Below are 25345 nucleotides of genomic sequence, written 5' to 3'. Positions count from 1 at the left end.
CCCCGCTCTTCGCTCTCTTCTCTCCCCCTCGTCCCTCCCCTCTTCTTACTGTCGGTCTCCACGACCTCCTATGGGAGCGCTTCCATGCCTGAGTCCGCATCGCCCGTGACCTTTCCCCCCGCCTTCCTCTGGGGCGCGGCGACCTCCGCGTACCAGATCGAGGGGGCGGTGCGGGAGGACGGCCGTACGCCCTCCATCTGGGACACCTTCAGCCACACGCCCGGCAAGACGGCCGGTGATGAGACCGGTGACATCGCTGTCGACCACTACCACCGCTACCGGGACGACGTGGCCCTGATGGCGGAGCTGGGCCTGTCCGCGTACCGCTTCTCGGTCTCCTGGTCCCGGGTGCAGCCGACGGGCCGCGGTCCCGCGGTCCAGCGCGGCCTGGACTTCTACCGCAACCTCGTCGACGAGCTGCTCTCGCACGGCATCCAGCCGGCCATCACCCTCTACCACTGGGACCTCCCGCAGGAGCTGGAGGACGCGGGCGGCTGGCCGACGCGCGACACGGCGTTTCGTTTCGCCGAGTACGCGCAGATCGTGGGCGAGGCGCTGGGCGACCGTGTGGAGCAGTGGATCACCCTGAACGAGCCGTGGTGCAGCGCTTTCCTGGGCTACGGCTCGGGTGTGCACGCGCCGGGCCGTACGGACGCGGCGGCCTCGCTCAAGGCCGCCCACCACCTGAACCTGGCGCACGGCCTGGGCACCACCGCGCTGAGGTCCGTGATGCCGGCCCGCAACACGGTCGCGGTCAGCCTGAACTCGTCGGTGGTCAGGCCCCTTTCCCCGTCCTCGGCGGACCTGGCGGCGGTCCGGCGCGTGGACAACCTGGCCAACGGCGTCTTCCACGGCCCGATGCTGCACGGCGCCTACCCGGAGGGCCTGTTCACGCAGACCTCCTCGGTCACGGACTGGTCGTACGTCCTGGACGGCGACCTCGCGGTGATCAAGCAGCCGCTCGACGCGCTCGGTCTGAACTACTACACCCCGGCGCTGGTGTCGGCGGCGGAGAAGTCGGCGGACGGCCCGCGCGCGGACGGGCACGGGGCGAGTGCGTACTCGCCGTGGCCGGGCGCGGACGATGTCGCGTTCCACCAAACCCCGGGTGAGCGTACGGAGATGGGCTGGACGATCGACCCGACCGGCCTGCACGACCTGATCATGCGCTACTCGCGGGAGGCCCCGGGGCTGCCGCTGTACATCACGGAGAACGGCGCGGCCTACGACGACAAGCCGGACCCGGAGGGCCGCGTCCACGACCCCGAGCGCATCGCGTATCTGCACGGTCATCTGGCGGCGGTGCGCGGCGCGATCGCCGACGGCGCGGATGTGCGGGGCTACTACCTCTGGTCCCTGATGGACAACTTCGAGTGGGCGTACGGCTACGGCAAGCGGTTCGGGGCGGTGTACGTCGACTACGCGACCCTGGCCCGTACGCCCAAGTCCAGCGCGCACTGGTACGGGCAGGTGGCCCGGACGGGTTCCCTGCCGCCGGCGGCGTCGGCCGGCGCCGCGTAGGCCACAGAGTCCATTGTCCGGGGGAAAGCGGGGGAGGGGGCGCGGCACCTGGGGGTGCCGCGCCTCCGACGCGGTCGAGTCCCGCTACTTCCCAGAAAGCGGCCTCGGCGCCTTCGGGAACGCCCCCGGCGTGCCTGTCGGCGGGGGCCTGGGCGACCGTGTGGCGCAGCTCCGGAGGGGTGGGCGCGGCCGCCCGTCCCGCCTCCCGCAAAGCCCCTTCACGCCTGTCCACAGAACCGCTCTGACCTGGTCTTTCGTGGAGTCCTGGCCTACCGTTCCCTCATCCTGGAAGGGGACCGTATGGACCGGAACATACGCACCGTCGACGATGTGCTGAAGCTGCTGGACGGCCTGTTCGCCCCGGAGGCGGATCGGTGGACGGCGGGTGGCGCCGCCTGGTGGGACGACTTCTACGCCGACCGCTCCAAGCCCGTGCCGTTCTTCGTCGCGAAGCCGGACGAGAACCTGGTCGGATACCTCGACAAGAACCTGATCGCCCCGGGCCGCGCCCTCGATCTGGGCTGCGGGCCGGGGCGCAACGCCCTTCATCTGGCTGCCGCGGGCTTCCAGGTGGACGCGGTCGACCTCTCCCCGACGGCCATCGCCTGGGCCGAGGACCGTGCGCGCGAGGCCGGGGCCGAGATCCGCTTCCACTGCGGTGACGCGTTCGCGCTCACCGACCCCGGCTGGGGCGGCCCGTACGACCTCGTCCACGACTCGGGCTGCTTCCACCATCTGCCGCCGCACCGCCGCATCAGCTACCTCGCCCTGCTCGATCGCGTCCTCGCCCCGGGCGGCCACCTCGCCGTCACCTGCTTCGCCGCCGGCGCGATGGGCTGCGAACTCCCCGACGAGGCGTTCTACCAGCAGTCCGCACTGCACGGCGGACTCGCCTACACACCGGAGTCCCTGCGCTGGGTCTTCTCCGACCTGACCGAGGTCGAACTGCGCCGCATGCGTGACGAGCCGCCCGGGTCCGGGCTCTTCGGTGAGCCGTTCCTCTGGGCGGCCCTGTTCCGCCGCGACGGATAACCCCCTGGCGGAGTCGGCTACTTGTACGCGCCGAACGACTTCGAGAACGCGCCCGCGTCCTGCACGATCGAGCTGCAGGTCGCGTCGGCGGAGTTCTTCGCACCGCCCGGGCACTGCTTGTCGCGGGCGGCGGACCACATGGAGAGCCAGCCGAGGCCCTTCGACTTGGCGAAGTCGACCAGTTGGGTCGCGTCGTCGACCTTGAAGATCTCGGAGGCGACGTCGTTGACCCCGATCATCGGGGTGATGGCGACGGACTTCCACGCCGCGCTGTCCGACAGCCCGAGGACGCTCTTCACCTGGGCCTGGGTGGCGGTGGCGGCCTGCTCGGCGTAGGTGCCCATGTCACCGTTGTACGAGGGGCCGTAGTCCATCGCCATGATGTTGACCGCGGAGATCTTCACGCCGTTCGACTTGGCGTCGGAGAGCAGGTTCACGCCGTCCTGGGTCAGTCCCTCGGGCATGACCGGGAGGGTGAAGGACACGTCCAGGTTCGGGTGTTGCTGCTGGAGCTTCGCGATCGCCTTCGCCCGGTTCGTGTTCGCGGTCGTGTTCGGCAGCGCGCCGCCCTCGACGTCGAAGTCGACCTTGGTCAGGTTGTACGCGTCGACGGCCTTCCCGTACGCCGCCGCCAGCGCGTCCGCCGACGAGCAGGTCGTCGCCAGCTCCGAGCCCGAGGCGCCGCCGAAGGACACCCGGACGTCGCCGCCCTTCGCCCGCAGTGCGCCGATCTGCGACGCCACGCCGTCACTGGCGAGGTCGGTCACCCCGCCCCACTTCGGCGTACAGCCGCCGCCGTCGGTGATGAAGGCCAGGTTGTAGTCCTTCACACCGGTGGCCGTGGCGCTGCCGACCAGGTCGAAGGCCGGGTAGAGGGAGGTGTCGACGTACGGCGCGAAGCCCGCGCCGGTCGTCGTGCCACTGCCGGTGGTGTGCGAGGCGGAGGGAGTGGGGGTGGGGGTGGACGTGGGGGTCGGGGTCGATGTGGGGGGCCGAGTGGCGGTGGGGGTCGGGGTCGGGGACTGTGTAGGCGACTGGGTCGGGCGACCGCTCGGCTCCGGCGTCGCGCCGTCGTCCACCGAGCACTTGGCGCCGTCGATGACACAGCCCTTCGGGTCCGCGGTGCCGTTCACGACGAAGCCGACGGTGACCGACTCGCCGGCCGCCAGCCCGTCCTTGTCCCAGGACGGCGGCTTGACGGTGACGTGCTGCCCGCTCACCGTCGACGTCCCGTTCCACAGCGAGCTGAGCCCGGCACCCGACGGCAGGTCGAACTCCAGCGTCCAGTCCCCCTTCGCCTGGCCGGTGTCGTTGGTGATGACGTACTGCGCGGTGTAGCCCGTCGACCAGTCACTGGTCTTGGTGTACGCGGCACCGACGCCGGCCGCCAGCGCGGTCCCGGAGAACAGGAGGGCGCCGCCGCCGACCACGGCCGCGGCGACGATCCCGCCTATCGCCTTGTTCCTGCCACTGACCTTGCGCCGGTGCGTAGTGCTCATCGCGTGTGCCTGCCTTCGCGGTTCACGGGGGGTGGGGTGCGGCAGCACGCTAGCGATCCGGAATCGGGCAAACCGCCTGATCAGGACGCCCGTTGACGATCTTATGGTGCGCTTAAGGAAGGCATCGGGGACGGTTAAAGGTAGAGACCAATTCGGCTTCACACCCGGCTGACGCCCACGCCCCGCCTACGTCGCCGTACGGACCCCCGGTGCCCGCGCCGCACCGGAGCCCGCCCGTCCAGCTGGATCCATATGCGCACCTCGGTGCCGCCCAGCACCGAGGAACCGATCCGCACGTCCCCGCCCGTCGACTCCGCGAGCCGGCGCACGATGTCCAGGCCGAGGCCGGTCGAGCCGTCGCTCCCGGAACCCTTCCCCCGCGCCATCGCCGCCTCCGGGTCCACGATGCCCGGGCCCGCGTCCGACACCAGCACGATCACCGCGTCCTCGCTGTTGTGCACGTCGACCGCGAAGGCCGTGCCCTCCGGGGTGTGCCGGAACACGTTCCCCAGGAGTGCGTCGAGCGCGGCGACGAGGTCGGTCCGGGCGACGGGTATCCGTACCGGATGGTCCACCCCCGCGACCCGCACCTTGCGCCCCTCGTCCTCGGCGAGCGCCGACCAGAAGTCCATCCGTTCGCGGACGACCTCGGACGCGTCGCACCCGGCGCCGATGACTGTCGCCGCCGTCTGCGGCTTGGCCTCCCGGGCCGTCCGGATGATCGTATCGACCTCCCGCTCCAACTGCGCCACCGCCGCCCGCGTCTGCTCGGCGGCCGGCCCGTCACCGAGCGAGGCCGTGTTGAGCCGCAGCACGGTCAGCGGGGTGCGCAGGCGGTGCGAGAGATCAGCGGCCAGCTCCCGCTCGTTCGCCAGGAGTTGTACGACCTGATCCGCCATCGAGTTGAACGCCACCGCCGCCAGCCGCAGTTCGTTCGGCCCCTCCTCGGGCACCCTCGCGCCGAGCTTCCCCTCCCCCAGCTCATACGCGCCCTCGACCAGTCGCTGGGCCGGCTGCACCATCCGTACCCCCAGCCGGTCGGCGACCGCGACCGAGCCGATGATGAGCGCGATCCCGACCGCGGCGAGCACCGCCCAGGCGGTGCCGACCCCGTTGCTGACCTCGGACTCGGGGACGTACACCTCGACGACCGCGATCTCGCCGGAGCTCAGCGCGGTGGGCTGGAGCAGGGTGGAGCCGCCGGGGACCTCGGTGGTGGAGGCCCGGCCGATGCTGCGTGTGGTCGCGATGTCCTTGGCGGCGGCGCGCTGCCGTCCGATGTCGACCGCCTTGGCGCCGTCGCTCGCCGGTATGTGCACGGCCATCCCGTCGTCCGAGCCGGCGGAGGCGACGACCCGCTCCAGCTGGTCCCGGTCGGTCGTGATGGACAGCGCGGGCGCGATGGCCGCGGCCTGCCGCTCGGCGTTCGAGAAGGCGCGGTCCCTGGCCATCTCCTTGATGACGAGCCCCAGCGGGACCGCGAAGGCCACCACGACCATCGTGGTCACCGCCACGCAAACCTTGACCAGTGCCCACCTCATCGCGGCGGCTCCAAGCTCGGTGGTTCCAGCTTCACGCCGACCCCGCGGAGCGTGTGCAGATAGCGGGGCCTCGCCGCCGTCTCGCCCAGTTTCCGGCGCAGCCACGACAGATGGACGTCGATGGTCTGATCGTCCCCGTACGACTGCTGCCACACCTCGGCGAGCAGTTCCTTGCGCGCGACGACGACACCGGGCCGCCCGGCGAGAAACGCGAGCAGGTCGAACTCGCGCCGGGTGAGGTCCAGTCGGGCGCCGTCCAGCTCGGCCTGGCGGCGCAGCGGGTCGATGGACAGGCCGCCGACCCGCAGGACCGGCGACGCGGGTGTGTCGCCCGTCGCCCGCGAGCGGCGCAGGACGGCGGCCATCCGCGCGGACAGGTGCTCGACCGAGAACGGCTTGGTCAGATAGTCGTCCGCCCCGTCGTTCAGCAGGCGGACGATCTCCGTCTCGTCGTCCCGCGCGGTGGCGATGATCACCGGGACGTCGGTGATGCCGCGCAGCATCTTCAGCGCCTCGGCCCCGTCCAGATCGGGCAGTCCGAGGTCCAGGATGACGACGTCGAAGGAGAAATGGGCCACCTCGCGCAGCGCCTCAAGGGCGGTGCCGACACTGCGCACCGTGTGCGCGGCTTCGGTCAGATGCCGGATGAGAGCGCTGCGTACGAACTGGTCGTCCTCGACCACGAGCACACTTGCCATGCGCCGCACCGTACGCCATCCGTGCGATGCCGGTCCGGTGCCTGTGGACAACTCGGGCCGCCGTTCTGTCAGGAGACACGGGAGACACCCGCGGGGCGCGTGAGGCAGTATGGCCCGCGATGCTCAGAGGATTCGTACACGTACTGGCTTGGTCGCTCGCCACGGGCGCGGCGGTCACGCTGTCGTGGTGGGGCGTCCACACGGTCATGACGGGGACGGCCTACGATCCGCCGCGCGCGCTGCCCATCACGGTGGGCAGGGCGACGACGCAGGAGTCCAAGCCGCTTGCCTCGCCGACGAGTCGGCCGCCGGCGAGCCCCAGTCACTCCGCCTCGAAGCCTTCGACGAGTCCGCGGCCGACCGCGACGCCGGCCCCCTCGAAGTCGCCCTCCGCCGACCCGGGTCCGAGCGCCTCCGGACCGGCGGGGCAGGTCAAGAGTTACGACACCGACGGGGGGCGGGCCGTCTTCGACCTCGGTACCGCCTCCGCGACGCTCGTCTCGGCCACGCCGGGTTCGGGGTGGTCGATGCAGGTGTGGAAGACGGAGTCGTGGATTCGGGTGGAGTTCACTTCGGGGGCGGATCGGGTGTCGGTGTTCTGCACGTGGCACGACGGGCCGCCGCGGGTGGAGATCGGCACGTACTAGCTGCGCGGGCTTTGCGGGTCGGGTGCGGGTTTGTTGTGGCTGGGCGCGCCCACGCGGCGGAGCCGCATATGTTCACAGCCCCACGCCCCTTTGGGGCGCGTCACACTCACCGGAACACGGAAGCCGGCGGGGCCGGGGATGCCACCGCTGCCGCGTCCAGCACCGGCATCGCCCCTCCGGTGAAGTCGGTGAGCTGTTTGCCGTGTTCGAGTCGGGCCGGGTGGGGGTCCGAGGCGGCGCGGCGGGTGAGTTCGGCCAGGGGCAGGGGGTGGCCGGAGGCCACGAGGACGGCGTTGCCGAAGCGTTTGCCGCGCAGGACCGTGGGGTCGGCGATGAGGGCGAGTTCGGGGAAGACGGTCGCGGCGGTGGCGATCTGGCCGCGCAGGTGGGCCAGCGGGGGGCCGTCGGCGAGGTTGGCGGCGTACAGGCCACCGGGTTTGACGGTTCTGCGGACGTCGGTGAGGAACTCGACCGAGGTGAGGTGTGCGGGGGTGCGGGCGCCGCTGAACACGTCCGCTATCACCAGGTCCGCCCAGCCGTCGGGGACCTTGGTGAGGCCTTCGCGGGCGTCCAGGGAGCGCACCCGGATGCGGGCGTTCGGGTCCAGGGGGAGTTCGCGGCGGACCAGTTGGACGAGGGCCCCGTCGCGTTCGACGACCTGCTGGGTGGAACGGGGGCGGGTCGCGGCGGTGTAGCGGGCGAGGGTGAGGGCGCCGCCGCCGAGGTGGACGGCGTGCACGGGCTTGCCGGGCGGGGCCACGAGGTCGATGACATGGCCGAGGCGGCGCTGGTACTCGAAGCTCAGATGGGCGGGGTCGTCGAGATCGACGTGGGACTGGGGGGCGCCGTCGATGAGGAGGGTCCAGGCACGCGGACGGTCCCGGTCGGGTATCAGCTCGGCGAGGCCGCCCTCGACCGTCTCGACGACGGCGTCGGCGGACGCCTGCCCGCGGCGCGAGCCACGCGACGCGTCACGCGCCGTGCCCCGCGCGTCGTCGGACCGCTTGTTCCTCGACCTTCCCATCCCACCATTATCAGCGCCTACAGGGAGGTCGGCCCAGCGGCAACCCGTGGGGTCGGCCGCCCGGTGTTTCCGGTGTCAGCGGCAGTTGTCCGCGGCCTCGATCAGCCGCGCCGCCTCGCCCAGCGCCGCCCGCAGCACCGCCGGGTCGGTCGCGAGGTCCGCGTCGCCGGGCGGCAGCAGCCAGTCCGAGCCCTCGACCGGGGACTCGGGGGCCACCAGGCTGAGGCCGCGGCCGTTGGTCTGGGTACAGGTGCTGCCCGGCATGTCCCAGGCGTCCGCGGTGCCGGGCGGCACCAGGAAGCCGAGGGTGTCGCAGCCGTCCTCGAGCAGGACGGGCCCGACGGAGTCGCAGGAGCCGCGGCGGAGGATGTCGACCGCCTCCAGCCCCTGGCGCGCCGGAACGGTCACGAGGTCGCAGTCGGCGACCGGCTCCGGCGGGGCGTCGCACTCGGGGGACGGCCTGTGCTCGGCGGTCGACAGCGGCGTACGGAACTCGGTGCTCTCCATCCCGGCCTCCAACACGGAACCCCTCCTCCTGCACGAGTGGGTCGGGAGTTCGGGTGCGCTCCCGGTCCACAGGGTTCAACGCGTCAGAACGTCAACGGCTACGGCATAACACAGCCGCAAAGGATGGCAGTTCATGGCAGATCGTGGATGAGATATCCGTTTTGTAGCCAAACCCAGCGTGGCGACGTCGTCACAGCAGGTACGTTCTTGCTCCGCCGGGACAAGGCGATACACGCCACAACACGGACAACTCGCCTTGGGTCCGGCATGGTTCGACGGTTCGCAAGAGAGGGCCCGGCCATGGCGTCGTCAGCGGTGACCTCGTCCCAGTCCCCCCGGCCACCACGGCCGAATCTCGCCTTCCGGCGGCTGCGCGCACAGCGCTCGCCGGGCGAGTTCGCCGCGGCGGTACGGAGGGCCGCGCGCGAGATCGGCGAGCGGGTCAGCTGTGACGCGCGCTATATCGGGCGGGTCGAGGCAGGCGAGATCCGCTGCCCCAACTACGCGTACGAACGGGTGTTCCTACACATGTTCCCCGGCCGCACGCTGACCGACCTGGGCTTCTCGCCCCGCTCGTCCGTACGCGGCCGAGGGGCGCGCGACGCGGACGAGGCGCCCCCTCCCCACACCACGAGCCCGACATATGCCACCGGTGAGACGGAGGAGACGCACGAGACGTATGACACGCAGGACCCGTATGGCACGCACGAGAACCACGAGGAGAGCGACGTGCAACGTCGCGCATTCATGACTGGAGGCACCGCCACCGTGGCGGCGGCCTCACTGGGCCCCTTCGGGGTCGCCTTCGGCGCTCCGGCCGCGGCCGCGGACCGTCGTGTCCACCGGGTGGGGACGTCCGAGGCGGGCGCCCTCGAGGAGGCCGTCCGCCGGATCCGGCTGCTCGACGACCGGCACGGGGCCGACGGCCTCTACCGGCGGGCCGCGGCGCCGCTGCGGACGGCCTACGAACTGCTCGACGCGGGCACCACCCGGCAGACCACCGCCGACCGGCTGTACGCGGGGGCAGGCGAACTGGCGATCTCGGTGGGCTGGTTGGCACACGACTCCGGGCGCTTCGAGGACGCGCGCTCGCACTACGCCGAGGCGCTGGCGACCGCCCGGATGTCCGGCGACCCGGCCCTCGAGGCGCACGCCTTCTGCAACACCGCGTTCCTGGCACGCGACGCGGGGCGCCCGCGCGAGGCGGTGCGCGCGGCGCAGGCGGCGCAGCGCGCGGCACGCCCGCTCGGCTCACCGCGGCTGCTCTCGCTGCTCGCGCTGCGCGAGGCGGGCGGCTGGGCCGGACTCGCCGACCGCCCGGGGTGCGAGCAGGCGCTCGCCCGCGCGCAGACGCTCTTCGAACGCGGCCCCTCGGAGACCGATCCCGAGTGGATGACCTTCTACGGAGAGGCCGAACTGGAGGGGCTGGAGGCACAGTGCTGGTCGACGCTGGGCGACTGGACCCGCGCGGCCCGGCACGCCCGGCGCGCCGCGCACCTCCAGGACCCGCACTTCACCCGCAACATCGCCCTCTACACCGCCGAACTCGCGGACGACCTCGCGCGCGGCGGCCGCCCCGACGAGGCCGCCCTCGCGGGTCTGCGCGTCCTCGACCTGCTGGGCGAGGTCCAGTCGTCGCGTATCCAGACCATGTTGGCGGGCACCGCGCGCGTACTGCTGCCGCACCGCCGGGCGTCGGGTGTGTCGGCGTTCCTCGATCGCCACGCGAGTCTGCCGCGCATCGTGTGATCCCGGCCGCCGGCCGACACTTACGCGGTCAGGTGCCCGCAGTCGTTCCACGCCTCGATCGCGGGCTCTCCGTAGGCCCAGCCGAGCACCGACAGCGAGGTCGGGTTGAGGCGGATACGGGCCGCGAAGTCGAGCGGGAGGCCGAGCCAGCGGGCGCCGATCGAGCGCAGGATGTGCCCGTGCGCGAAGACCAGCGCATCCCGGTCCTCCGCACGGGCCCAGGCGACGACCTCGTCCGCGCGCGCGGTGACCTGCTCCAGGGTCTCCCCCTCGGGGACGCCGTCGCGCCAGATGAACCAGCCCGGACGGACCGCCTGGATCTCGGCCGGGGTCATGCCCTCGTACGCGCCGTAGTCCCACTCCATGAGCGTGTCCCAGGTGGTGGCACGCTCGCCGAAGCCGGCCAGTTCGCACGTCTCACGCGCGCGTGCCAGCGGACTGGTGCGCACCTCGACCCCCGAGAGCCCGTCGAAGGGCGCCCGGTGCAGTCGCTCCCCCAGCACCTTGGCGCCGCATCGGCCCTCTTCCAGGAGCGGGATGTCGGTCCTGCCGGTGTGCTTGCCGGACAGTGACCACTCCGTCTGGCCGTGCCGGGCCAGCAGGATGCGCGGTGCCATGAGGAGAAGCCTTTCCGGTTCGCGTGAAGGACGTGCGGGACGAGGGGGAGACGCGGACCTGAGAGATGGGTGATTCCATCATGTCTCACCCCCGCGCCGGGCAACCCGGCGGGCGATCTCTGCGTCTTTGACGACCAGGGGGCGCCTCCTTAAGCCGTTCACATACACCGTAAAATCGGATGGCCGCGCCACCGGATCGCAATCGGCTGGTCACGCGAGCAACAACCACAGGTCACGCAAGCAGATGGGGGAGGGCGATCGGATGCCGCAGACCGATGCACGGCGAACCGAGGCGGCACCGCGCGCCCGGCTCCGCCGGTGGACCGAACTGCGCACCGCCGCGTCGCACACCCGGCTGCGCTGGTGGACCGAGCTGCCGCTGCTCGTGATGGTGTACGCGTCGTACTCGGCGGGCCGGCTGCTCGCCCGGGGCGACACCGACGACGCCGTCGGTCACGGCCTGGAGATCCTGCGCATCGAGAAGGCCCTCCACCTCAACGCCGAGCACCCGCTGAACCGGTTGTTCACCAGCGAGGCCTGGCTCGGCGTCCCCGCCGACTTCTGGTACGCGTCGCTGCACTACCTGGTGACGCCCGCGATCCTGATCTGGCTCTTCCGCTCCCGGGCCGTGCGCTACCGCGCCGCCCGCACCTGGCTGATGACATCCACGCTGATCGGCCTGATCGGCTTCACGCTGATGCCGACCTGCCCGCCCCGGCTGCTCTCCGCGGGCCACGGCTTCGTGGACACGATGGCCCAGTACAGCTCGTACGGCTGGTGGGGCGGCGAGGCGAGCGCGCCGCGCGGCCTCGGCGGCATGACCAACCAGTACGCGGCGATGCCCAGCCTGCACGTGGGCTGGTCGCTGTGGTGTGGAGTGATGCTGTGGCGCTACGGGCGCACGCCCGTCGTCCGGCTCGCGGGCATCGCCTATCCGCTGCTGACCACGATCGTCGTGATGGGCACCGCCAACCACTACTTCCTCGACGCGGTGGCGGGCGCCACGGTGATGGGGATCGGGCTGCTGCTGACCCCGTACGTGATGCGGCTCGCGGACCGCGTGCGGGGGCTGCTGAGTGCCCGCGTCCCGGGGGTCGCGGGCGCCTCGCGCGGCGCACGTTCCTCAATTGTCAGTGGCGGATGCCAGACTTCCACGGGTGAGCGAATTCCCCGACAGCGCGAGTCCCGAACCGGGCCCGAAGCCGAGCCGGGTGCCTCCCCCGCGGACGCGGGAGAAGGCGCTGCGACAGCGGCTCGCTGAGCTGCGCGGTCCCGCCGTACCACCCAAGGCGCTGGACGCGCGGGCCCTCGCGGCGCTCGCCGCGAACCCGGGGTGCGAGCGGCGCGCCCTGCTGGACGGCGCGGGTGTCGACAAGGCGAGGCTGGCGGACGCGCTGGGCTCGCCGTCCGCCTTCGGCCAGTCCCAGTTCGCCTTCATGCGGGGTAACGCGTTCGAGGCACGGGTCAAGGCCGACGGCGGCGCGGAGCTGCTGCGGCTGGTGCACGAGAAGCTGGACCCGGGCGCCGAGCCGCCCGCGGCCGGTGTCGTCCCCGACCTGAGCGCGGTCGGCCCCGAGGGGCGCACGGCCCGTACGGCGCTCGCCCTGCGCGAGGCCACCGCGGCCGGCGTCTGGACCCTGCTCGACCACCCCATGCTCGCCCTCGACGTCGCGGGCTCCCCCGCCTTCCTGGAGCCGGACGCCGTCGTCGTCCACCCGGACGGAAGCTGGACGGTCGTCGAGATCAAGTCCTTCCCGATGCTGGACGGCTCCGCGGACCCGGCGAAGGTGGGCGCCGCCGCCCGCCAGTCCGCGGTGTACGTGCTCGCCCTGGAGGAGGTGGCGGCGCGCCTCGGCGCGGGGCCGGAGGGACGTGACGCCGAGGACAGCGACGCCTCCCCCGACGTTCGCCACCGGGTCCTGCTGGTCTGCCCCAAGGACTTCTCCAACCTGCCCACCGCGTCCGCCGTCGACATCCGCAAGCAGCGCGCGGTCACCCGCCGCCAGCTGTCCCGCCTCACGCGCGTCGAGGACATCGCGGACGCCCTCCCCGAGGGCACCTGCTTCGCCCCCGACCTCCCGGCCGCCGACCTGACGACCGCCGTCGAGTCCGTCTCCGCGACCTACGCCCCCGAGTGCCTGGCCGCCTGCGAGCTCGCCTTCCACTGCCGCGACCGCTCCCGCGCCGAGGGCGTGGTGACGGCCCTGGGGCGTTCGCTCCGCTCCGAGCTGGGCGGGCTGACGACGATCGGTGAGGTCCTCGCGGCGGCCCACGGCGCGGCCGGGGACCCCGACGACCCGGCGGTCGTGGCCCTGCGCAGGGCCGCGGCGCTGCGGTCGGAGGCCCTGCGGGGACGCGCGACGCCTCCCACCGGCCGGCAGGAGCCGGGCCGCGAAGACCTCCCGGAGGTGGCCCCTTGTCGCTGATCGCCACCCTCGCCCGGCTGGAGGCCGTCGAGAGCGGGCGGGCCCAGCCCCTCGCCACCGCGCGGCACCGGCATCTCACCGAGCGGCCCCTGGTGTTCGTACCGCTGACCACCGCCGGTGAGGCCGGGGCCCCGCTCGGGGCGCTGGTCGGCACGGACCGGGACGCGCCCCGCCTGCTGGTCGTGCCGCAACCCCGGGACCGCGACCTGCGGTTCGCGTTCCTCGCGGAGCTGGCCGATGTCGTACTGCCTTACGTGGACACCTACGCCGACGACGTCGAGGCCGCCGAGCGCAGCGAGACCGATCCCGAGACCGGCAAGCGCGTCAAGGTCGAGGTCGAACTGTGCGCGGACGCCCCGCAGCTGATCGTGCCGAGCCGCGCGGGCGTGGAGTTCGTACGGCTCCTCGGCCGCTCCATGCGGTTTCGGCGCACCGCGGAGCAGGAGCCGGAGGCGCCCCATCCGGCGCCGCCCCGGGTGCCGTTGCTCGGGCGGTGGCTGACGCACTTCGGGGAGCGGGCCCGGGTGCCCGGCTCCGCGCTGCTGCTCGCCCTCACCGACGTGCTGTCGCGGCACTGGGCGACCGGCCAGAGCAGCCTGGAGGACCAGCACCTGGGGGCGCTGCTCGCCTGGATCGACCCTCCGGAGGGTGCGTCGGGCGCGGACGCCGCGCTGCGGGCCGAGTTGCGGCGGGATGCCCGGGGCCAGCTCGTGTGCCCGCCCGCGGGACCGGCCACCGACCCCGCCTTCGACAACAAACTGCTCGCTCCCGCCATCGAGCGCTACGACCGCGCCCGGACGGCCCTCGGCGCCGCCGAGGACGGTCTGGAGGCGGACGACCGGCTCGGTGAACTCACCACCGCCGAGCGGGAGATCCGCGCTCTCGTCGAGCAGATCACCCGGCCCACCTGGGACGCGGTGTGGCGCGGCCTCGACCTGCTGCGGACCCTCCCCGAGGGCACCCACGCGGCCGACCGGTGGACCCGCGACCGCTGGTCGTTCACCGGCCACCGCGACCGGATCACCGCGGGCGAGCCCCCGCAGCCACGCCGTGACGACGCGGTCACCGCGGCGAACAAACTGGCCACGCGCGAGCGCGAACAGGCCCGCCTGGACGCGCAGGAGGCCCTCGACGATCCGCTGGTCATGGCCGGGCGGCGGCTGGTCGGCGAGGCCTTCGCGGGTGAGGTGACGGACGTCGTCATGGCGTACAGCGAGAGCAAGCGGCCGAGCCCCCGCCCCCTGGTGACCGTGCGCACGGACGACCGGCCGCACCTCGGGGAGCGGACGAAGGTGTACCGGTCACTGGGCGGAAAGCCGCAGGCGGCCGAGTTCGTCGGGTACGAGGAGTCAGCGGAGGGCGACGGGCTGGTGGTCCTGCGGATCGTCGACAAGATGGGGCGCGGCAAGGAACCCGAGACCGGATCCGTGCCGGAGAAGGGCGACCTGGTCTGCTTCACGCTCTTCGAGCACGAGCAGCGCGGCGGCGCGAAGCTGCCCGACCCGGAGGAGACCCCGTGGACGCACGGCGGACCGCCGGGTGAGCCCGACGCGCTACCGCAGCCGGACCCGGTGACGGAGGAGGACATCCTGTGACCACGGTCTTCGATCCCGCAGCCGCGGCCGGCCGCGCCACCGACGCGATCCTGCACGACACCCTGCACGGCACGCACCGCGGCGTCGTGGTCGACTCGCCCCCGGGTGCCGGGAAATCCACCCTCGTCGTCCGCGCGGCGCTCGAACTCGCCTCCGCCGGGCGCCCGTTGATGGTCATCGCGCAGACCAACGCCCAGGTCGACGACCTGGTGCTGCGGCTCGCCGAGAAGAACGGGGAGCTGCCGGTGGGGCGCTTGCACAGCAGCGATCCCGACCCCTACGACAAGGCCCTGGACGACCTGCCGAACGTGCGCAAGTCCACCAAGGCCGGCGATCTGGCCGGCCTGGACGTGGTCGTCTCGACCGCCGCCAAGTGGGCCCACGTCAAGGGGGTCGAGCCGTGGCGGCACGCGATCGTCGACGAGGCCTACCAGATGCGGTCGGACGCGCTGCTGGCCGTGGCGGGGCTCTTCGAGCGGGCGCTGTTCGTGGGCGACCCCGGGCAGTTGGACCCGTTCGCGATCGTCGGCTCGGAGCAGTGGGCGGGGCTGTCGTACGACCCGTCGGCGTCCGCGGTGACGACCCTGCTGGCCCACAACCCCGAACTGCCGCAGCACCGCCTCCCGGTGTCGTGGCGGCTCCCGGCCTCCGCGGCGCCGCTCGTCTCGGACGCGTTCTACCCGTACACGCCGTTCCGCAGCGGCACCGGCCATGGTGACCGGCGGCTGAAGTTCGCCGTGGCGTCGGACGGTTCGGGTCCCGACCGGGTCATCGACGAGGCGGCGGAGGCGGGTTGGGGGCTGCTGGAGCTGCCGGCCCGGCACACGCCGCGTACGGACCCGGAGGCGGTACGGGCGGTGGCCCAGGTCGTACGACGGTTGCTGGACCGGGGCGGTGCGGCCACGTCGGAGCGGGCGGACGAACCGGTGCCGCTGACCGCCGACCGGATCGCCGTCGGCACGGCGCACCGGGACCAGGCGGCGGCCGTACGGGCGGCGCTCGCCGACCTCGGGGTCACGGACGTCACCGTCGACACGGCGAATCGGCTTCAGGGGCGGGAGTTCGACGTCACCGTGGTGCTGCATCCGCTGTCCGGGCGGCCCGACGCGACCGCGTTCCACCTGGAGACGGGGCGGCTGTGCGTCCTCGCCTCGCGGCATCGGCACGCGTGCATCGTGGTGTGCCGGGCGGGGGTGACGGAACTGCTGGACGACCATCCGTCGACGGAGCCGGTGCAGCTGGGAGTCACGGTGAAGTTTCCGGACGGCTGGGAGGCCATGATGTCCACATGGGATCACTGGTCCGAACACCGGGTGGCCTGGCAGCCGTGAACCGGCGTCCCGACGCTTGACCCACACGCGCCGCGCCGTCCTCTCGCCGGACGGAGTCCGGCACGCCGCCGCAGGCGGCCAATGGAAACAGCCCCGACGGCTGGGAGGTCCATCACGCGGTGCTGGCGCATTTGGCGGAGCACCGGGGTGGTGTGGCGACCGTGGATCCACCTCGGATCCATGGCGGATCCATGGCGGATCCATGGCAGATCCACAGATGGCGGCCGAGGGTCCGGCTTGCACGGTTGTGCGGGTCCGCTCACAGGGGCCTACTTGCGCGGACGGGGGAGAATGGACGGTGGCCCACCCACGAAGCGGGCCCCTGAACCGTACGAGGAGGAGAAGACATGGCGGAGCCCACGCCGCGTCGGAACGAACCGCGGCTACGCCCCGCGCCCCTGCTCTTCGAGCCCGCGGAGGCGGCCGGTGATCCGGAGCACTTCTTCGATCTCGAGTCGATCGACGATCCTCGGGCGCTGCTGGCGCGGGCCACGGAGCTGACGCTCGCGTTTCGCGCCGCGGCCGATCGGGCGCTCGAGTTCCAGGCGATCGCCGCCGCGCAGCTGGCCGATCCCCGGCGGTTCGATCGGCTCACGCCGGCCGCGATCGCGGAGCGGGCCGAGTGGACCGAGGACTACGCGAAGAAGATGATCGAGTTCGGGCGGGATCTGTTGCGGGGGGCCGAAGGGGACGGGCGTGGGCTGGGGCATGGGGTCGGCGACCATGCGTGAGCCGGTCTGTTCGGTGTAAGCCGGGGGGCCTGCCGCGTAAGCCGGGGGGCCTGCCGCCCCCGCCGCCCCTACCCGTCCCGTCCCGAACCCGGGGCTCCGCCCCCAGACCCCCCGGGTGCGTTCTTCGACCGCGGGCGGATGGGGCTTGGCGCGCAGTTCCCCGCGCCCCCGAAGGCCTCAAGGGCCTGGCATATGCCGCGGGGGCAAGGTACTCCTCCCCCGACGTCCTGTCCCGGGTTCTCGCAACTCTCGGGGGGCGGATGCCTACCGACGGTAGATCTGACAGGCATGAGCAGCACACGGAATCCGGCAAGCTCCGCCGCCCCGTTGCCCGACCGGTTCGACGTCTCCGGCGTCACCCCGGACGGAGCCGCCTGGCTCGCCTCGGCAGGAACGTATCCGCGCAGCACCCTCACCCTCTGGGAGGAACGCCCGACCGCCCCGGTCGTCCTGCCCTGCGGCACCGCCTTCGACATCGTCAACGTACCCGCGATCTTCGGCCGGCGGATGCTCGACCGACTGTGGGACGAGGGGCCTGGCTCCGGCCCGGTGGCCGTGCACCGCGGGCGCATGCTGCTGTTCAGCGCGCCGGGCACCGCACCGCGCCTGCCGTCGCTCCTGGAATGGGAGGAGTGGGGGGCGGGTGAGTCGGGGGGATCCGGGCGCGTCGACGCCATCCCCCCGCTGCTCTGCCACGGGATCGGCGACGCCGTGACCGTGCCCGCCCTGAGCCCCGTCGCCCACCTCACGTCCCGCTGGCTGGTGGCCCCCGACACCCGGCATCCGTGGCTTCCGGGGCCCGAGATCCTGGTGTGGGCGGCCATCCGGGCGGCCCGCTCGGCCGCATCCGCCGCGGTGCGGATATCGATTTTTCCTCCCGCCGATCAGGATGCTAAGGTCTACGACGTCAGCAGGCGCCGCTAGCTCAGTTGGTTAGAGCAGCTGACTCTTAATCAGCGGGTCCGGGGTTCGAGTCCCTGGCGGCGCACAGACGGTGAGAAGCCCCTCGCGAAAGCGAGGGGCTTCTTGCGTGTCCGGCTGCGCGCGGGCGAGGGGCTTCAGCCTGTCGTGATCTTCACCGTCCACGCCCCGGACGCCGTCCGGTCCTCGACCTCGACGCGCACCTTCTCGCCGGGGACCGTGAAACTCTCCCCGAGTCCCACCGGCGCGTCCGCCAGGGGCGGGTAGACCGATTCGCCCCAGCAGGACTCGGAGTGCGGGTGGGCGTCGACGACCTCGACCGGGCCGCCGCCGGAGTCGGCATCGCTGCGGATGCGGTAGATCAGGACGCCCTGGGTGCAGGTGGCGCCGTCGTTGCCCGTCGAGGCGCGCGCCTCGAAGGCCAGCGCGCTGTCGGGACCCGTACGGACGACCGCCAGCTTCGTACCGCGACCGGAACCGAAGACGCGCGCGCCCGGGACCGAGGTCGACGGGGCCGGCCCCGAGGCAGGCAGGACAGTGGCCGAGGTCCGCACCCGGAAGCCCGGAACGGCCCCCTCCGGGCCGGAGCCCGCACCGGAGACGGACGTCCCGGAACCGGAAACCGGCCCCCCGGAGCCCGAGGGTGATCCCCCAGGACCCAAGGCCGGTGTCGGACCGGCCGGGGCCGCGGCGCTCGCCACGGAAACCGGAGCTCCCGATGCCGCCGTCCCCGCCCCGCCCGTCACCGGACCCGACCCCAGCGGCTCCAACGTCAGCCTCGTGGTCCCGTGCTCCCGCAGGCAGGCCACCTGGCGTGTTTCCAGCCAGCCCAGTTTCCACTTGTGCCAGCCGAACAGGTCGGGGGCGAGGCCGAACTGGCTGCCCATGAGGTCCCAGTCGCCGACGTAGGTGTCCCAGTCGCCCTTGCCGTCGGTGGGGCGGTGGTAGAGGTCGGGCAGATCGAAGACATGCCCCGTCTCGTGGGCGAGGACGAGGCGGTCCGGCGGGTGCTTCTCGAAGACCGTGACGACGCGGCGGATGTCCTTGCCGTCGGCCTCGATGGGGGTGTCGAGATTGACGACCTTCGTCGCGTCGGAGTCGACGCCCGGCGCGTCCGGGTCGGCCACGAAGTAGACGATGTCGTAGCGGGAGAAGTCGACCTGCCGGTCGGCCGCGGCGACCGCGTCCCGCAGATAGGCGCCGCGCCGCGCGGCGTTCCAGTCGCGCTTTATGGCGTACGAGGTGGAGGCGTGCGGCATCCGGACCCAGTCGCGCTGCGGATGCGGGCGCAGCGTGAACCTGCCGTACGAGGCGCGCTCGAAGAACTGGCTGGTGGCCGGGAAGTAGTCGGCGGCCAGTTCGGCGGGGGTGGTGCGGGGCCGGGAGTCCGGGAAGGACAGATAGACGAGCACCGCGTCGAGGGGCCGGGTGGGGCGCGGATAGTCGGCGTTCCAGGTGTCCAGGCCCTCCGAGTGGTGGGCCTCGGTCCGCTTCAGTGCGCAGGGGGAGAAGAGGGGTTCGGCGAGCGCGGGGCCCGTGATCAGGGAGGTCGCGGCCAGCGCCGTCATGGAGGTGAACACGGCCGCGGTACTGCGCCAGCGCGGCGCTCCCGGACGGGCGAAGGCCCGCGGCGCGCCCGGACGGGCGAAGGCCCGCGGCGCGCCCGGACGAGCGAGGACCCGCGGCACGCCGAGAACCGTCAGGACGTCAGGAACCCGCGAAACGTCACGGGTTCGACGCCGCCGAGCCTCTCGGGCGAGACCCCTCAGGGGGCGCTGACGCGGCACGTCGACCTCCGGATGCGGTTTTCGGGACACCGCACCCAGCCTGGGTCAGTTAGTGACAGTTCGCCCTATTTGCCTGCACCAGAAGAGTGAGGGACCCTGAGCAGCCGAAACCCCGAACGACACCCCGAACACTCACGGAACGTCACATGCGATCGCCAGGCGCAGGAACCGGTCCAGATGCAGGCAGAAACGATCTGTCAGAACCGGTGGTTGTTCCGGGACACTGGACTGTGGCTGGAAGGCTCCGGAACCAGCCTCTATGATCGGCACACTTTCCTGCACGGACACGGCTTGTTCGGCCGTCCAGCACCGGCCGACCACCCGAGAGACCCATACGAAGAACGAGTGCACTGCGGGAGCGAGCGGTGAGCGGAACGTCCGAAGGGCCGACGCCCACGGCAGATCTCATCCGGTCGGCCGTCACAGAGCGTCACATCGACACATCTCCGCGTACGTCTCCTCGTACGTACGCCGGGGTGCCTCCCAGCGCATCCGTCTCCGCCGTTTCACCCCCCGGTGCATCCCCCTGCGCCGGTGCCTCTCCCGGCACGTACGCCCCGGCGGAAACACCCCTCGGCACCCTCGACACGCCTGAGTCCCCCCTCGACACGCCCGAGTCCATCCCTGGCATTTCCGAGTCCGGCGCGTTCCGTGCCGCCTTCGGCGCCGCGCCCCTTCCGATGGCTGTGGTCGACCGCGAGGGTCTGGTCGTCACCGCCAACGAGTCGCTCGGCGCGCTGCTCGGCACCGGATCGGGCGCGCTCGTAGGGCGGATCGCGGCCGATCTGGTGGACCTGGCCTCCGACGCCCGCACCTGGCACGCGTACCGCGAGGTGCTGCGCGGCCGGCAGGCCCGGCTGCGCTGCACCCGCCGCCTCAAACACCCCGACGGGCACTCGCTCTGGGTCCAGGTGACGGTCGCGCCGCTGCCCGCGCAGGAGGAGGCGGTACTGCTGTCCATCGCCGACATCAGCGCCCGCCGTGAACTCCAGGCGCGGCTGCGGCACTTGCAGATGCACGACCCGGTGACCCGGCTGCCCAACCGCACCCTGTTCTTCGAGCGGCTCTCGTCCGCCCTGGAGGCGGAGGCGTACGAGGAGGGCGGCACCGGCCGGATCGGGCTCTGCTATCTGGACCTGGACGGGTTCAAGGCGGTCAACGACACGCTCGGCCACCGGGTCGGCGACCGGCTGCTCGCGGCCGTCGCCGAACGGCTGACGCGCTGCGCCGACGAGGCGGGTTACGCCCGGGGGGCCACTCCCCTGGTCGCCCGGCTGGGCGGCGACGAGTTCGCGCTGCTGGTCGAGGACTCGACGGGGACGGACCAGTTGGCCGACCTCGCCGAGTCCGTCCTGAAGTCACTGCAGGCGCCCTTCGACCTCTCCGGGCAGCGGTTGTCGGTCTCCGCGTCGATCGGGGTCGTCGAGCGGCGCGCCGCCGGGACGAGCGCGACCCATCTGATGCAGGCCGCCGACACCACGCTGTACTGGGCGAAGGCGGACGGCAAGGGCCGCTGGACGCTGTTCGACCCGGAGCGCAACGCCCACCGGATGACCCGTCAGGCGCTCTCCTCCACCCTCCGGGCGGCGATCGACCGGAACGAATTCGCCCTGGAGTACCAGCCGTTGGTGGGCATGGAGGACGGCGGGGTGCGCGGGGTCGAGGCGCTGGTCCGCTGGAACCATCCGCAGTTCGGCACGCTGACGCCGAATCGGTTCATCGGATTGGCCGAGGAAGACGGTTCGATCGTGCAGCTCGGCCGTTGGGTACTGGCCACGGCCTGCCGCCAGGCCCGCCGTTGGCAGCTGGACCACCCGGACGCGGCGCCGATCTTCGTCAGCGTCAACGTCGCCGTACGGCAGGTGTGGGACTCCGACCTGGTCGCGGACGTGGCGGAGATCCTCGCGGAGACGGGTCTCGCCCCGCATCTGCTCCAGCTGGAGCTGACGGAGTCGGCGGTGATGGGCTCGGCCGGGCGGCCCCTCCAGGCCCTTCAGGCCCTCAGCGACATGGGCGTCCGTATCGCCATCGACGACTTCGGCACCGGGTACTCCAACCTCGCCTACCTCAGCCGCCTGCCGGTCTCCGTCCTGAAGCTGGACGGTTCCTTCGTCCGCGGCTTCCAGTACGAGGGGCCCGACGGCGGTGCCGGCGGCGCCCACCCCAACCCCGCCGACGAGGTCATCGTCGAGGCCCTCATCCAACTCGCCCACCGGCTCGGCCTGACGGTCACCGCCGAGTGCGTGGAGACCGCCTCCCAGGCCACCCGGCTGCGCGGGATCGGCTGCGACACCGGGCAGGGCTGGCTGTACTCCCGCCCGGTGGCGCCGGATCGTATCTCCGCCCTCTTGACGGCGAGCTCCTGACGGCGAGCCTCTGACGGAGAGCTCGACGACGAACGGGCGCTACCGCGCCTTCGGCAGCCCGTACGCGTCCGCGATCAGTTCGTACGAGCGCAGGCGTACGTCGCCGCCGTGGGCGTTGCCCGTGAGCATCAGCTCGTCGGCGCCGGTGCGCTTCTGGAGGTCGTCGAGGCCGGCGCGGACCTCGTCCGCTGTGCCGTGGATGACGTTGGCGTTCCAGGAGTCGACGAACTCCCGCTCCATCGGGCTGAAGTCGTACGCCTCCGCTTCCTCGGGGGTCGGGACGAGACCCGGGCGGCCGGTACGCAGACGGACCATGTTCAAAGCCGCGGCCCTGACCTGGCGGCGGGCCTCCTTCTCGTCGTCCGTGGCGAGGGCGGAGACCCCGATCAGGGCGTAGGGAGCGTCTAGCACGGCGCTCGGCCGGAAGGACTCGCGGTAGAGGTCCAGCGCCGGGATCGTGTTCTGGGCCGAGAAGTGGTGCGCGAAGGCGAAGGGGAGGCCGAGGACACCGGCCAGGCGGGCGCTGAAACCGGAGGAGCCGAGGAGCCAGATCGGGGGGCGGTGCGGGGACTGTACGCCGCCCGGAGAGGTCGACTGGACGGGGCCCGGGACCGCGTGGATGCGGGCGTAGCGGTGGCCGGCCGGGAAGTCGTCGTCCAGGAAGCGGGTCAGCTCCGCGAGCTGCTCGGGGAAGTCGTCGGCGCCCTCGTTGAGGCGGTCGGTACGGCGGAGGGCGGCGGCGGTGGCGCCGTCCGTGCCGGGGGCTCGGCCCAGGCCCAGGTCCACTCGGCCCGGGGCCATCGCTTCCAGCGTGCCGAACTGCTCCGCGATCACCAGGGGGGCGTGGTTCGGGAGCATGACGCCGCCCGAGCCCAGGCGGATGCGGGTCGTGTGGGCGGCGAGGTGGGCGAGGATCACCGCGGGTGAGGAGGAGGCCACGCCCGGCATGGAGTGGTGTTCGGCGACCCAGTAGCGGTGGAAGCCGCGGGACTCTGCGAGGCGGGAGATGGCGACGCTGGTGTGTAGGGCGTCGGTCGCGGTGCGGCCGGCGCCGACGGTGACCAGGTCCAGTACGGAGAGGGGTACGGGCGCGGTGCCTTGTGCGGTGCCTCGGATCTCGTCCGTGTCGTCCACCGGGGTGCCTCCTGTTGCGTACGTGTTGCTGTCCTCCCGTGGCCAACAGGAGACAGTCCCCGTTTATTCCCGCCACCGCGCCCCGGCCCCCGGAAAGGGTCTCTCGCCCCCGCCGCCCCTACCCGTCCCATCCCCAGAGGCTCCGCCCCCTCACCCCCGCCAGGGGCGCCGCGCCCCCTGGACCCCCGCATCGCCCAAAGGGCTCGTCCTCAAACGCCGGACAGGCTGAAACGGTGCGGGCCGGGGTGGGTGGGGTGGTAAGAATCCGGCCACGTCCTCAAACGCCGATACAGGCCGTGTGGCTGGGGGCGGGCCTCGGCCCCCAACGCCGGGCACCGGGGCCTTTAGGGGCGCGGGGAACTGCGCGACCAGCCCCCACCGACCCGCGGTCGAAGAACTACGGACAGGCGGGGGTGTGGGGAACTGTGTGGCCAAGTCCCACCCCGTCGCGGACGAAGAGCACACCGCTCGCCCCGGGAGGCGTTACGCCTGGATGATGGGCTCCTTGGTGAAGAGGGTGCCGAGGGTAGGGGCGTTCACCTTGCGGTCGGCGAGGCGTAGAGCCTCCCAGACCGTGACCTGGTTGGCGGTGAGGACCGGCTTGGAGAGGTCCTTCTCCAGGGCCGACAGGTGCGCCGCCGTATGCAGGGCCGTGTCGGGGAGAAGGACGGCGTCCGCGTCGGGATGGTCGCCGGCCCGGGCGAGCTCGAGTACCTCCGCCTCGCCCCAGGTCCCGACCTCCGCCGCCGTGATGATCCCGGAGGCCCTGATCGACACGACCTCCACCCCCGCATCCCGAAGAAACGCGGCGAAGAGGTCCACCACGTCCTGCGGATACGTCGCCGCGATCGCGACCCTCCGGGCCCCGATCTCCCGGACGGCGTGCGCGAACGCGAAGGACGTGGAGGAGGCGGGCAGCCCGGCGGCCCGGGCCAGGGCCCGTACCTGCTCGTGGGCGCCCTCCCAGCCGTACACGAAGCTGCCGCTGGTGCACGCCCAGACCACGGCCTCCGCGCCGGACAGCCGCAGCTCCTCGACGCCCGCCGAGAGCCGGGCCGCCGAGCCCATCTCTCGCAACGCGTCGATCCGGTGGGCGTCCTCCCCGATGTCCGTGTGGACCAGCTGGAGGCGGACGTCGCTGCCCAGGAGCTGTTCGATGCGCGGGTAGTCGTCCTCGGCCGAGTGGCCCGGGTAGAGGAATCCGAGTGCGGTCATGCCCAACCTTCCTGTTCTTCCGGCAGTACAGGTCCCCCGCGGGCGGACTGATCGATCAGCCGCTGATAGGGGCCCACCGCCCGAGTACCCAGGTGACGCAGTGCCGCCCACATCGTCACCTGGTTGGCCGAGATCACCGGTATGCGCAGTTCCGCCTCCAGCTGGGGGATGACGTCGTACGTCGGCAGGTTGGTGCAGCTGATGAAGAGGGCGTCGGCCCCTTCGCCCCGCACCGCGCGGCGGGCCATGTCGACCACATCACGGTACGGAACCTTCCAGATGTGCCTGGTCAGGCCCATGAAGGCGCGCCCGGTGACATGGATGCCCGCCTCGGCGAGGTACTCCTCCAGGGACTGGGTCACCGAGACCGTGTAGGGGGTGACGAGAGCGATGCGGTGGGCGGCCATCTCGGTGAACGCCTCCAGCAACGCGCCGGAGGTGGTCAGCGACGCCACCTCGCCCGCCCGTGTCATCGCCTCGCACATCGCCCGCTCGCCCGCGACCCCGCCCACGAAACTGCCGGAGGTGCACGCGTACGCCACGACCTCGGGCGCGACCGCGTTCAGCGCGCGGACCGCGTCGCCGAGCGTCTCGTGCTCGGAGACCAGGCGGGCCAGGTCCAGGCTCACCTCGACCGGCACGAACGGGGTGCGGGTCAGATGCAGGGAGACGTCGTCGGGGACCCAGCGCCACAGCTCGCGGTCGAGGGCGAAGTCGAAGGGGGCGACGACGCCGATCCCGCGCTGTGGGCGGGGGCCGCCGAGAAAGGAGACGTCCATGGCAGCACCGGCCTCACGAAGGGAGACGAAGGGGCAACGGACCGTGTGTGCGTCCGTGTTGACGAAGGTAGGTTCGGGTGCGAGCGTGGTCAATCCGCGCATCTCAGACGGCGCGTCTCAGACGGCTCCGGCTGCCCCCGACCCACAGGTTCGTCCTCTCAGGAACTCTCAGGAACTCTCAGGAAAGCGGACTCGCATTGCGAAACGGTTTCCCTCGCCCGCCCC

The 25345-nt window shown here is 72.2% G+C and carries 21 protein-coding genes and 1 tRNA gene; 12 read left to right on the top strand and 10 right to left on the bottom strand.

Annotation, left to right across the window (positions count from 1 at the left end; genetic code table 11):
* The first annotated feature begins 84 nt into the window (after positions 1-84).
* The gene (locus ACIQTP_RS01170; RefSeq protein ID WP_403395095.1) at positions 85-1521 is read left to right on the top strand and encodes a GH1 family beta-glucosidase; all 1437 of its coding nucleotides are present in this window, start codon (positions 85-87) and stop codon (positions 1519-1521) included.
* 300 nt (positions 1522-1821) lie between these two features.
* Complete coding sequence (locus tag ACIQTP_RS01165; RefSeq protein WP_403395093.1) at positions 1822-2553, top strand: class I SAM-dependent methyltransferase; 732 nt, start codon at positions 1822-1824, stop codon at positions 2551-2553.
* Positions 2554-2570: 17 nt separating this feature from the next.
* Here ACIQTP_RS01165 and ACIQTP_RS01160 read toward each other — a convergent pair whose 3' ends face one another.
* The 3 genes from ACIQTP_RS01160 to ACIQTP_RS01150 form a co-directional block, all read right to left on the bottom strand.
* Positions 2571-4052 (bottom strand): cellulose binding domain-containing protein, encoded by a 1482-nt coding sequence (locus ACIQTP_RS01160; protein WP_403395092.1) that lies wholly within the window; start codon positions 4050-4052, stop codon positions 2571-2573.
* 158 nt (positions 4053-4210) lie between these two features.
* Complete coding sequence (locus ACIQTP_RS01155; protein WP_403395090.1) at positions 4211-5593, bottom strand: sensor histidine kinase; 1383 nt, start codon at positions 5591-5593, stop codon at positions 4211-4213.
* Positions 5590-6291 (bottom strand): response regulator transcription factor, encoded by a 702-nt coding sequence (locus ACIQTP_RS01150; protein WP_067380965.1) that lies wholly within the window; start codon positions 6289-6291, stop codon positions 5590-5592. Before ACIQTP_RS01150 ends, ACIQTP_RS01155 begins: the two co-directional genes overlap by 4 nt.
* Positions 6292-6410: 119 nt before the next feature.
* On the opposite strand from ACIQTP_RS01150, the gene ACIQTP_RS01145 reads away from it, so the two are divergent.
* Positions 6411-6938 (top strand): hypothetical protein, encoded by a 528-nt coding sequence (locus tag ACIQTP_RS01145; RefSeq protein WP_403395088.1) that lies wholly within the window; start codon positions 6411-6413, stop codon positions 6936-6938.
* Between the two features lie 106 nt (positions 6939-7044).
* Here ACIQTP_RS01145 and ACIQTP_RS01140 read toward each other — a convergent pair whose 3' ends face one another.
* Together ACIQTP_RS01140 and ACIQTP_RS01135 are read right to left on the bottom strand one after the other, a co-directional pair.
* Positions 7045-7962 carry a spermidine synthase gene (locus tag ACIQTP_RS01140; protein WP_403395086.1) on the bottom strand — a complete coding sequence of 306 codons (918 nt, stop codon included), beginning with the start codon at positions 7960-7962 and terminating at the stop codon, positions 7045-7047.
* Between the two features lie 75 nt (positions 7963-8037).
* On the bottom strand, positions 8038-8469 hold the full coding sequence (locus tag ACIQTP_RS01135) for a hypothetical protein (protein WP_402041317.1): 432 nt from the start codon (positions 8467-8469) through the stop codon (positions 8038-8040).
* Positions 8470-8769: 300 nt separating this feature from the next.
* Between ACIQTP_RS01135 and ACIQTP_RS01130 the strand changes: the two genes are divergently transcribed.
* Positions 8770-10218 carry a hypothetical protein gene (locus ACIQTP_RS01130; protein WP_403395084.1) on the top strand — a complete coding sequence of 483 codons (1449 nt, stop codon included), beginning with the start codon at positions 8770-8772 and terminating at the stop codon, positions 10216-10218.
* A 20-nt stretch (positions 10219-10238) separates the two neighbouring features.
* Here the strand turns inward: ACIQTP_RS01130 and ACIQTP_RS01125 are convergent, their stop codons facing one another.
* Entirely contained in the window at positions 10239-10835 is a 597-nt protein-coding gene (locus ACIQTP_RS01125) for a histidine phosphatase family protein (protein ID WP_403395083.1), read from the bottom strand.
* A 262-nt stretch (positions 10836-11097) separates the two neighbouring features.
* On the opposite strand from ACIQTP_RS01125, the gene ACIQTP_RS01120 reads away from it, so the two are divergent.
* The 7 genes from ACIQTP_RS01120 to ACIQTP_RS01090 all read left to right on the top strand — a co-directional run bounded on the left by ACIQTP_RS01120 (position 11098) and on the right by ACIQTP_RS01090 (position 17906).
* Positions 11098-12096 (top strand): phosphatase PAP2 family protein, encoded by a 999-nt coding sequence (locus ACIQTP_RS01120; RefSeq protein WP_403395081.1) that lies wholly within the window; start codon positions 11098-11100, stop codon positions 12094-12096.
* On the top strand, positions 12047-13261 hold the full coding sequence (locus tag ACIQTP_RS01115) for a hypothetical protein (protein WP_403396056.1): 1215 nt from the start codon (positions 12047-12049) through the stop codon (positions 13259-13261). Before ACIQTP_RS01120 ends, ACIQTP_RS01115 begins: the two co-directional genes overlap by 50 nt.
* Positions 13252-14856, top strand: a complete 1605-nt coding sequence (locus ACIQTP_RS01110) for a hypothetical protein (RefSeq protein ID WP_403395079.1) — start codon at positions 13252-13254, stop codon at positions 14854-14856. Before ACIQTP_RS01115 ends, ACIQTP_RS01110 begins: the two co-directional genes overlap by 10 nt.
* Positions 14853-16187 (top strand): AAA domain-containing protein, encoded by a 1335-nt coding sequence (locus ACIQTP_RS01105; RefSeq protein ID WP_403395077.1) that lies wholly within the window; start codon positions 14853-14855, stop codon positions 16185-16187. The genes ACIQTP_RS01110 and ACIQTP_RS01105 overlap by 4 nt, the downstream gene beginning before the upstream one ends.
* A 347-nt stretch (positions 16188-16534) precedes the next feature.
* Positions 16535-16918: a hypothetical protein gene (locus tag ACIQTP_RS01100; RefSeq protein ID WP_266582632.1), complete on the top strand. Its 384-nt coding sequence runs from the start codon at positions 16535-16537 to the stop codon at positions 16916-16918.
* A 288-nt stretch (positions 16919-17206) separates the two neighbouring features.
* A complete protein-coding gene (locus tag ACIQTP_RS01095) occupies positions 17207-17842 on the top strand; it encodes a bifunctional DNA primase/polymerase (protein ID WP_403395075.1) in 636 nt (211 codons plus the stop codon).
* Positions 17833-17906 (top strand) — tRNA-Lys (locus tag ACIQTP_RS01090). Before ACIQTP_RS01095 ends, ACIQTP_RS01090 begins: the two co-directional genes overlap by 10 nt.
* A gap of 70 nt (positions 17907-17976) precedes the next feature.
* Here the strand turns inward: ACIQTP_RS01090 and ACIQTP_RS01085 are convergent.
* Positions 17977-19407, bottom strand: coding sequence for a M6 family metalloprotease domain-containing protein (locus ACIQTP_RS01085; RefSeq protein ID WP_403396054.1), 1431 nt, complete (start codon positions 19405-19407; stop codon positions 17977-17979).
* Between the two features lie 584 nt (positions 19408-19991).
* On the opposite strand from ACIQTP_RS01085, the gene ACIQTP_RS01080 reads away from it, so the two are divergent.
* Positions 19992-21992, top strand: coding sequence for a putative bifunctional diguanylate cyclase/phosphodiesterase (locus ACIQTP_RS01080; RefSeq protein ID WP_403395073.1), 2001 nt, complete (start codon positions 19992-19994; stop codon positions 21990-21992).
* Positions 21993-22031: 39 nt separating this feature from the next.
* Here the strand turns inward: ACIQTP_RS01080 and ACIQTP_RS01075 are convergent, their stop codons facing one another.
* From ACIQTP_RS01075 to ACIQTP_RS01065, 3 genes are all read right to left on the bottom strand, one after another.
* Positions 22032-23126, bottom strand: coding sequence for an LLM class flavin-dependent oxidoreductase (locus ACIQTP_RS01075; RefSeq protein ID WP_403395071.1), 1095 nt, complete (start codon positions 23124-23126; stop codon positions 22032-22034).
* 483 nt (positions 23127-23609) lie between these two features.
* Positions 23610-24341, bottom strand: a complete 732-nt coding sequence (locus ACIQTP_RS01070; protein WP_402041290.1) for a decarboxylase — start codon at positions 24339-24341, stop codon at positions 23610-23612.
* Positions 24338-25120: a decarboxylase gene (locus ACIQTP_RS01065; protein ID WP_403395069.1), complete on the bottom strand. Its 783-nt coding sequence runs from the start codon at positions 25118-25120 to the stop codon at positions 24338-24340. Before ACIQTP_RS01065 ends, ACIQTP_RS01070 begins: the two co-directional genes overlap by 4 nt.
* Positions 25121-25345: the final 225 nt, after the last annotated feature.

This window comes from Streptomyces sp. NPDC090798 (assembly GCF_044768965.1).
Classification (GTDB): Bacteria; Actinomycetota; Actinomycetes; order Streptomycetales; family Streptomycetaceae; genus Streptomyces.
This window is presented reverse-complemented; position numbering and strand designations above follow the sequence as displayed.

Excerpts from the sequence above, each read along its gene's own strand:
- ACIQTP_RS01170 (WP_403395095.1), top strand. The coding sequence starts at position 85 with ATGCCTGAGTCCGCATCGCCCGTGACCTTTCCCCCCGCCTTCCTCTGG.
- ACIQTP_RS01165 (WP_403395093.1), top strand. The coding sequence starts at position 1,822 with ATGGACCGGAACATACGCACCGTCGACGATGTGCTGAAGCTGCTGGAC.
- ACIQTP_RS01160 (WP_403395092.1), bottom strand. The coding sequence starts at position 4,052 with ATGAGCACTACGCACCGGCGCAAGGTCAGTGGCAGGAACAAGGCGATA.
- ACIQTP_RS01155 (WP_403395090.1), bottom strand. The coding sequence starts at position 5,593 with ATGAGGTGGGCACTGGTCAAGGTTTGCGTGGCGGTGACCACGATGGTC.
- ACIQTP_RS01150 (WP_067380965.1), bottom strand. The coding sequence starts at position 6,291 with ATGGCAAGTGTGCTCGTGGTCGAGGACGACCAGTTCGTACGCAGCGCT.
- ACIQTP_RS01145 (WP_403395088.1), top strand. The coding sequence starts at position 6,411 with ATGCTCAGAGGATTCGTACACGTACTGGCTTGGTCGCTCGCCACGGGC.
- ACIQTP_RS01140 (WP_403395086.1), bottom strand. The coding sequence starts at position 7,962 with ATGGGAAGGTCGAGGAACAAGCGGTCCGACGACGCGCGGGGCACGGCG.
- ACIQTP_RS01135 (WP_402041317.1), bottom strand. The coding sequence starts at position 8,469 with ATGGAGAGCACCGAGTTCCGTACGCCGCTGTCGACCGCCGAGCACAGG.
- ACIQTP_RS01130 (WP_403395084.1), top strand. The coding sequence starts at position 8,770 with ATGGCGTCGTCAGCGGTGACCTCGTCCCAGTCCCCCCGGCCACCACGG.
- ACIQTP_RS01125 (WP_403395083.1), bottom strand. The coding sequence starts at position 10,835 with ATGGCACCGCGCATCCTGCTGGCCCGGCACGGCCAGACGGAGTGGTCA.
- ACIQTP_RS01120 (WP_403395081.1), top strand. The coding sequence starts at position 11,098 with ATGCCGCAGACCGATGCACGGCGAACCGAGGCGGCACCGCGCGCCCGG.
- ACIQTP_RS01100 (WP_266582632.1), top strand. The coding sequence starts at position 16,535 with ATGGCGGAGCCCACGCCGCGTCGGAACGAACCGCGGCTACGCCCCGCG.
- ACIQTP_RS01095 (WP_403395075.1), top strand. The coding sequence starts at position 17,207 with ATGAGCAGCACACGGAATCCGGCAAGCTCCGCCGCCCCGTTGCCCGAC.
- ACIQTP_RS01085 (WP_403396054.1), bottom strand. The coding sequence starts at position 19,407 with ATGACGGCGCTGGCCGCGACCTCCCTGATCACGGGCCCCGCGCTCGCC.
- ACIQTP_RS01070 (WP_402041290.1), bottom strand. The coding sequence starts at position 24,341 with ATGACCGCACTCGGATTCCTCTACCCGGGCCACTCGGCCGAGGACGAC.
- ACIQTP_RS01065 (WP_403395069.1), bottom strand. The coding sequence starts at position 25,120 with ATGGACGTCTCCTTTCTCGGCGGCCCCCGCCCACAGCGCGGGATCGGC.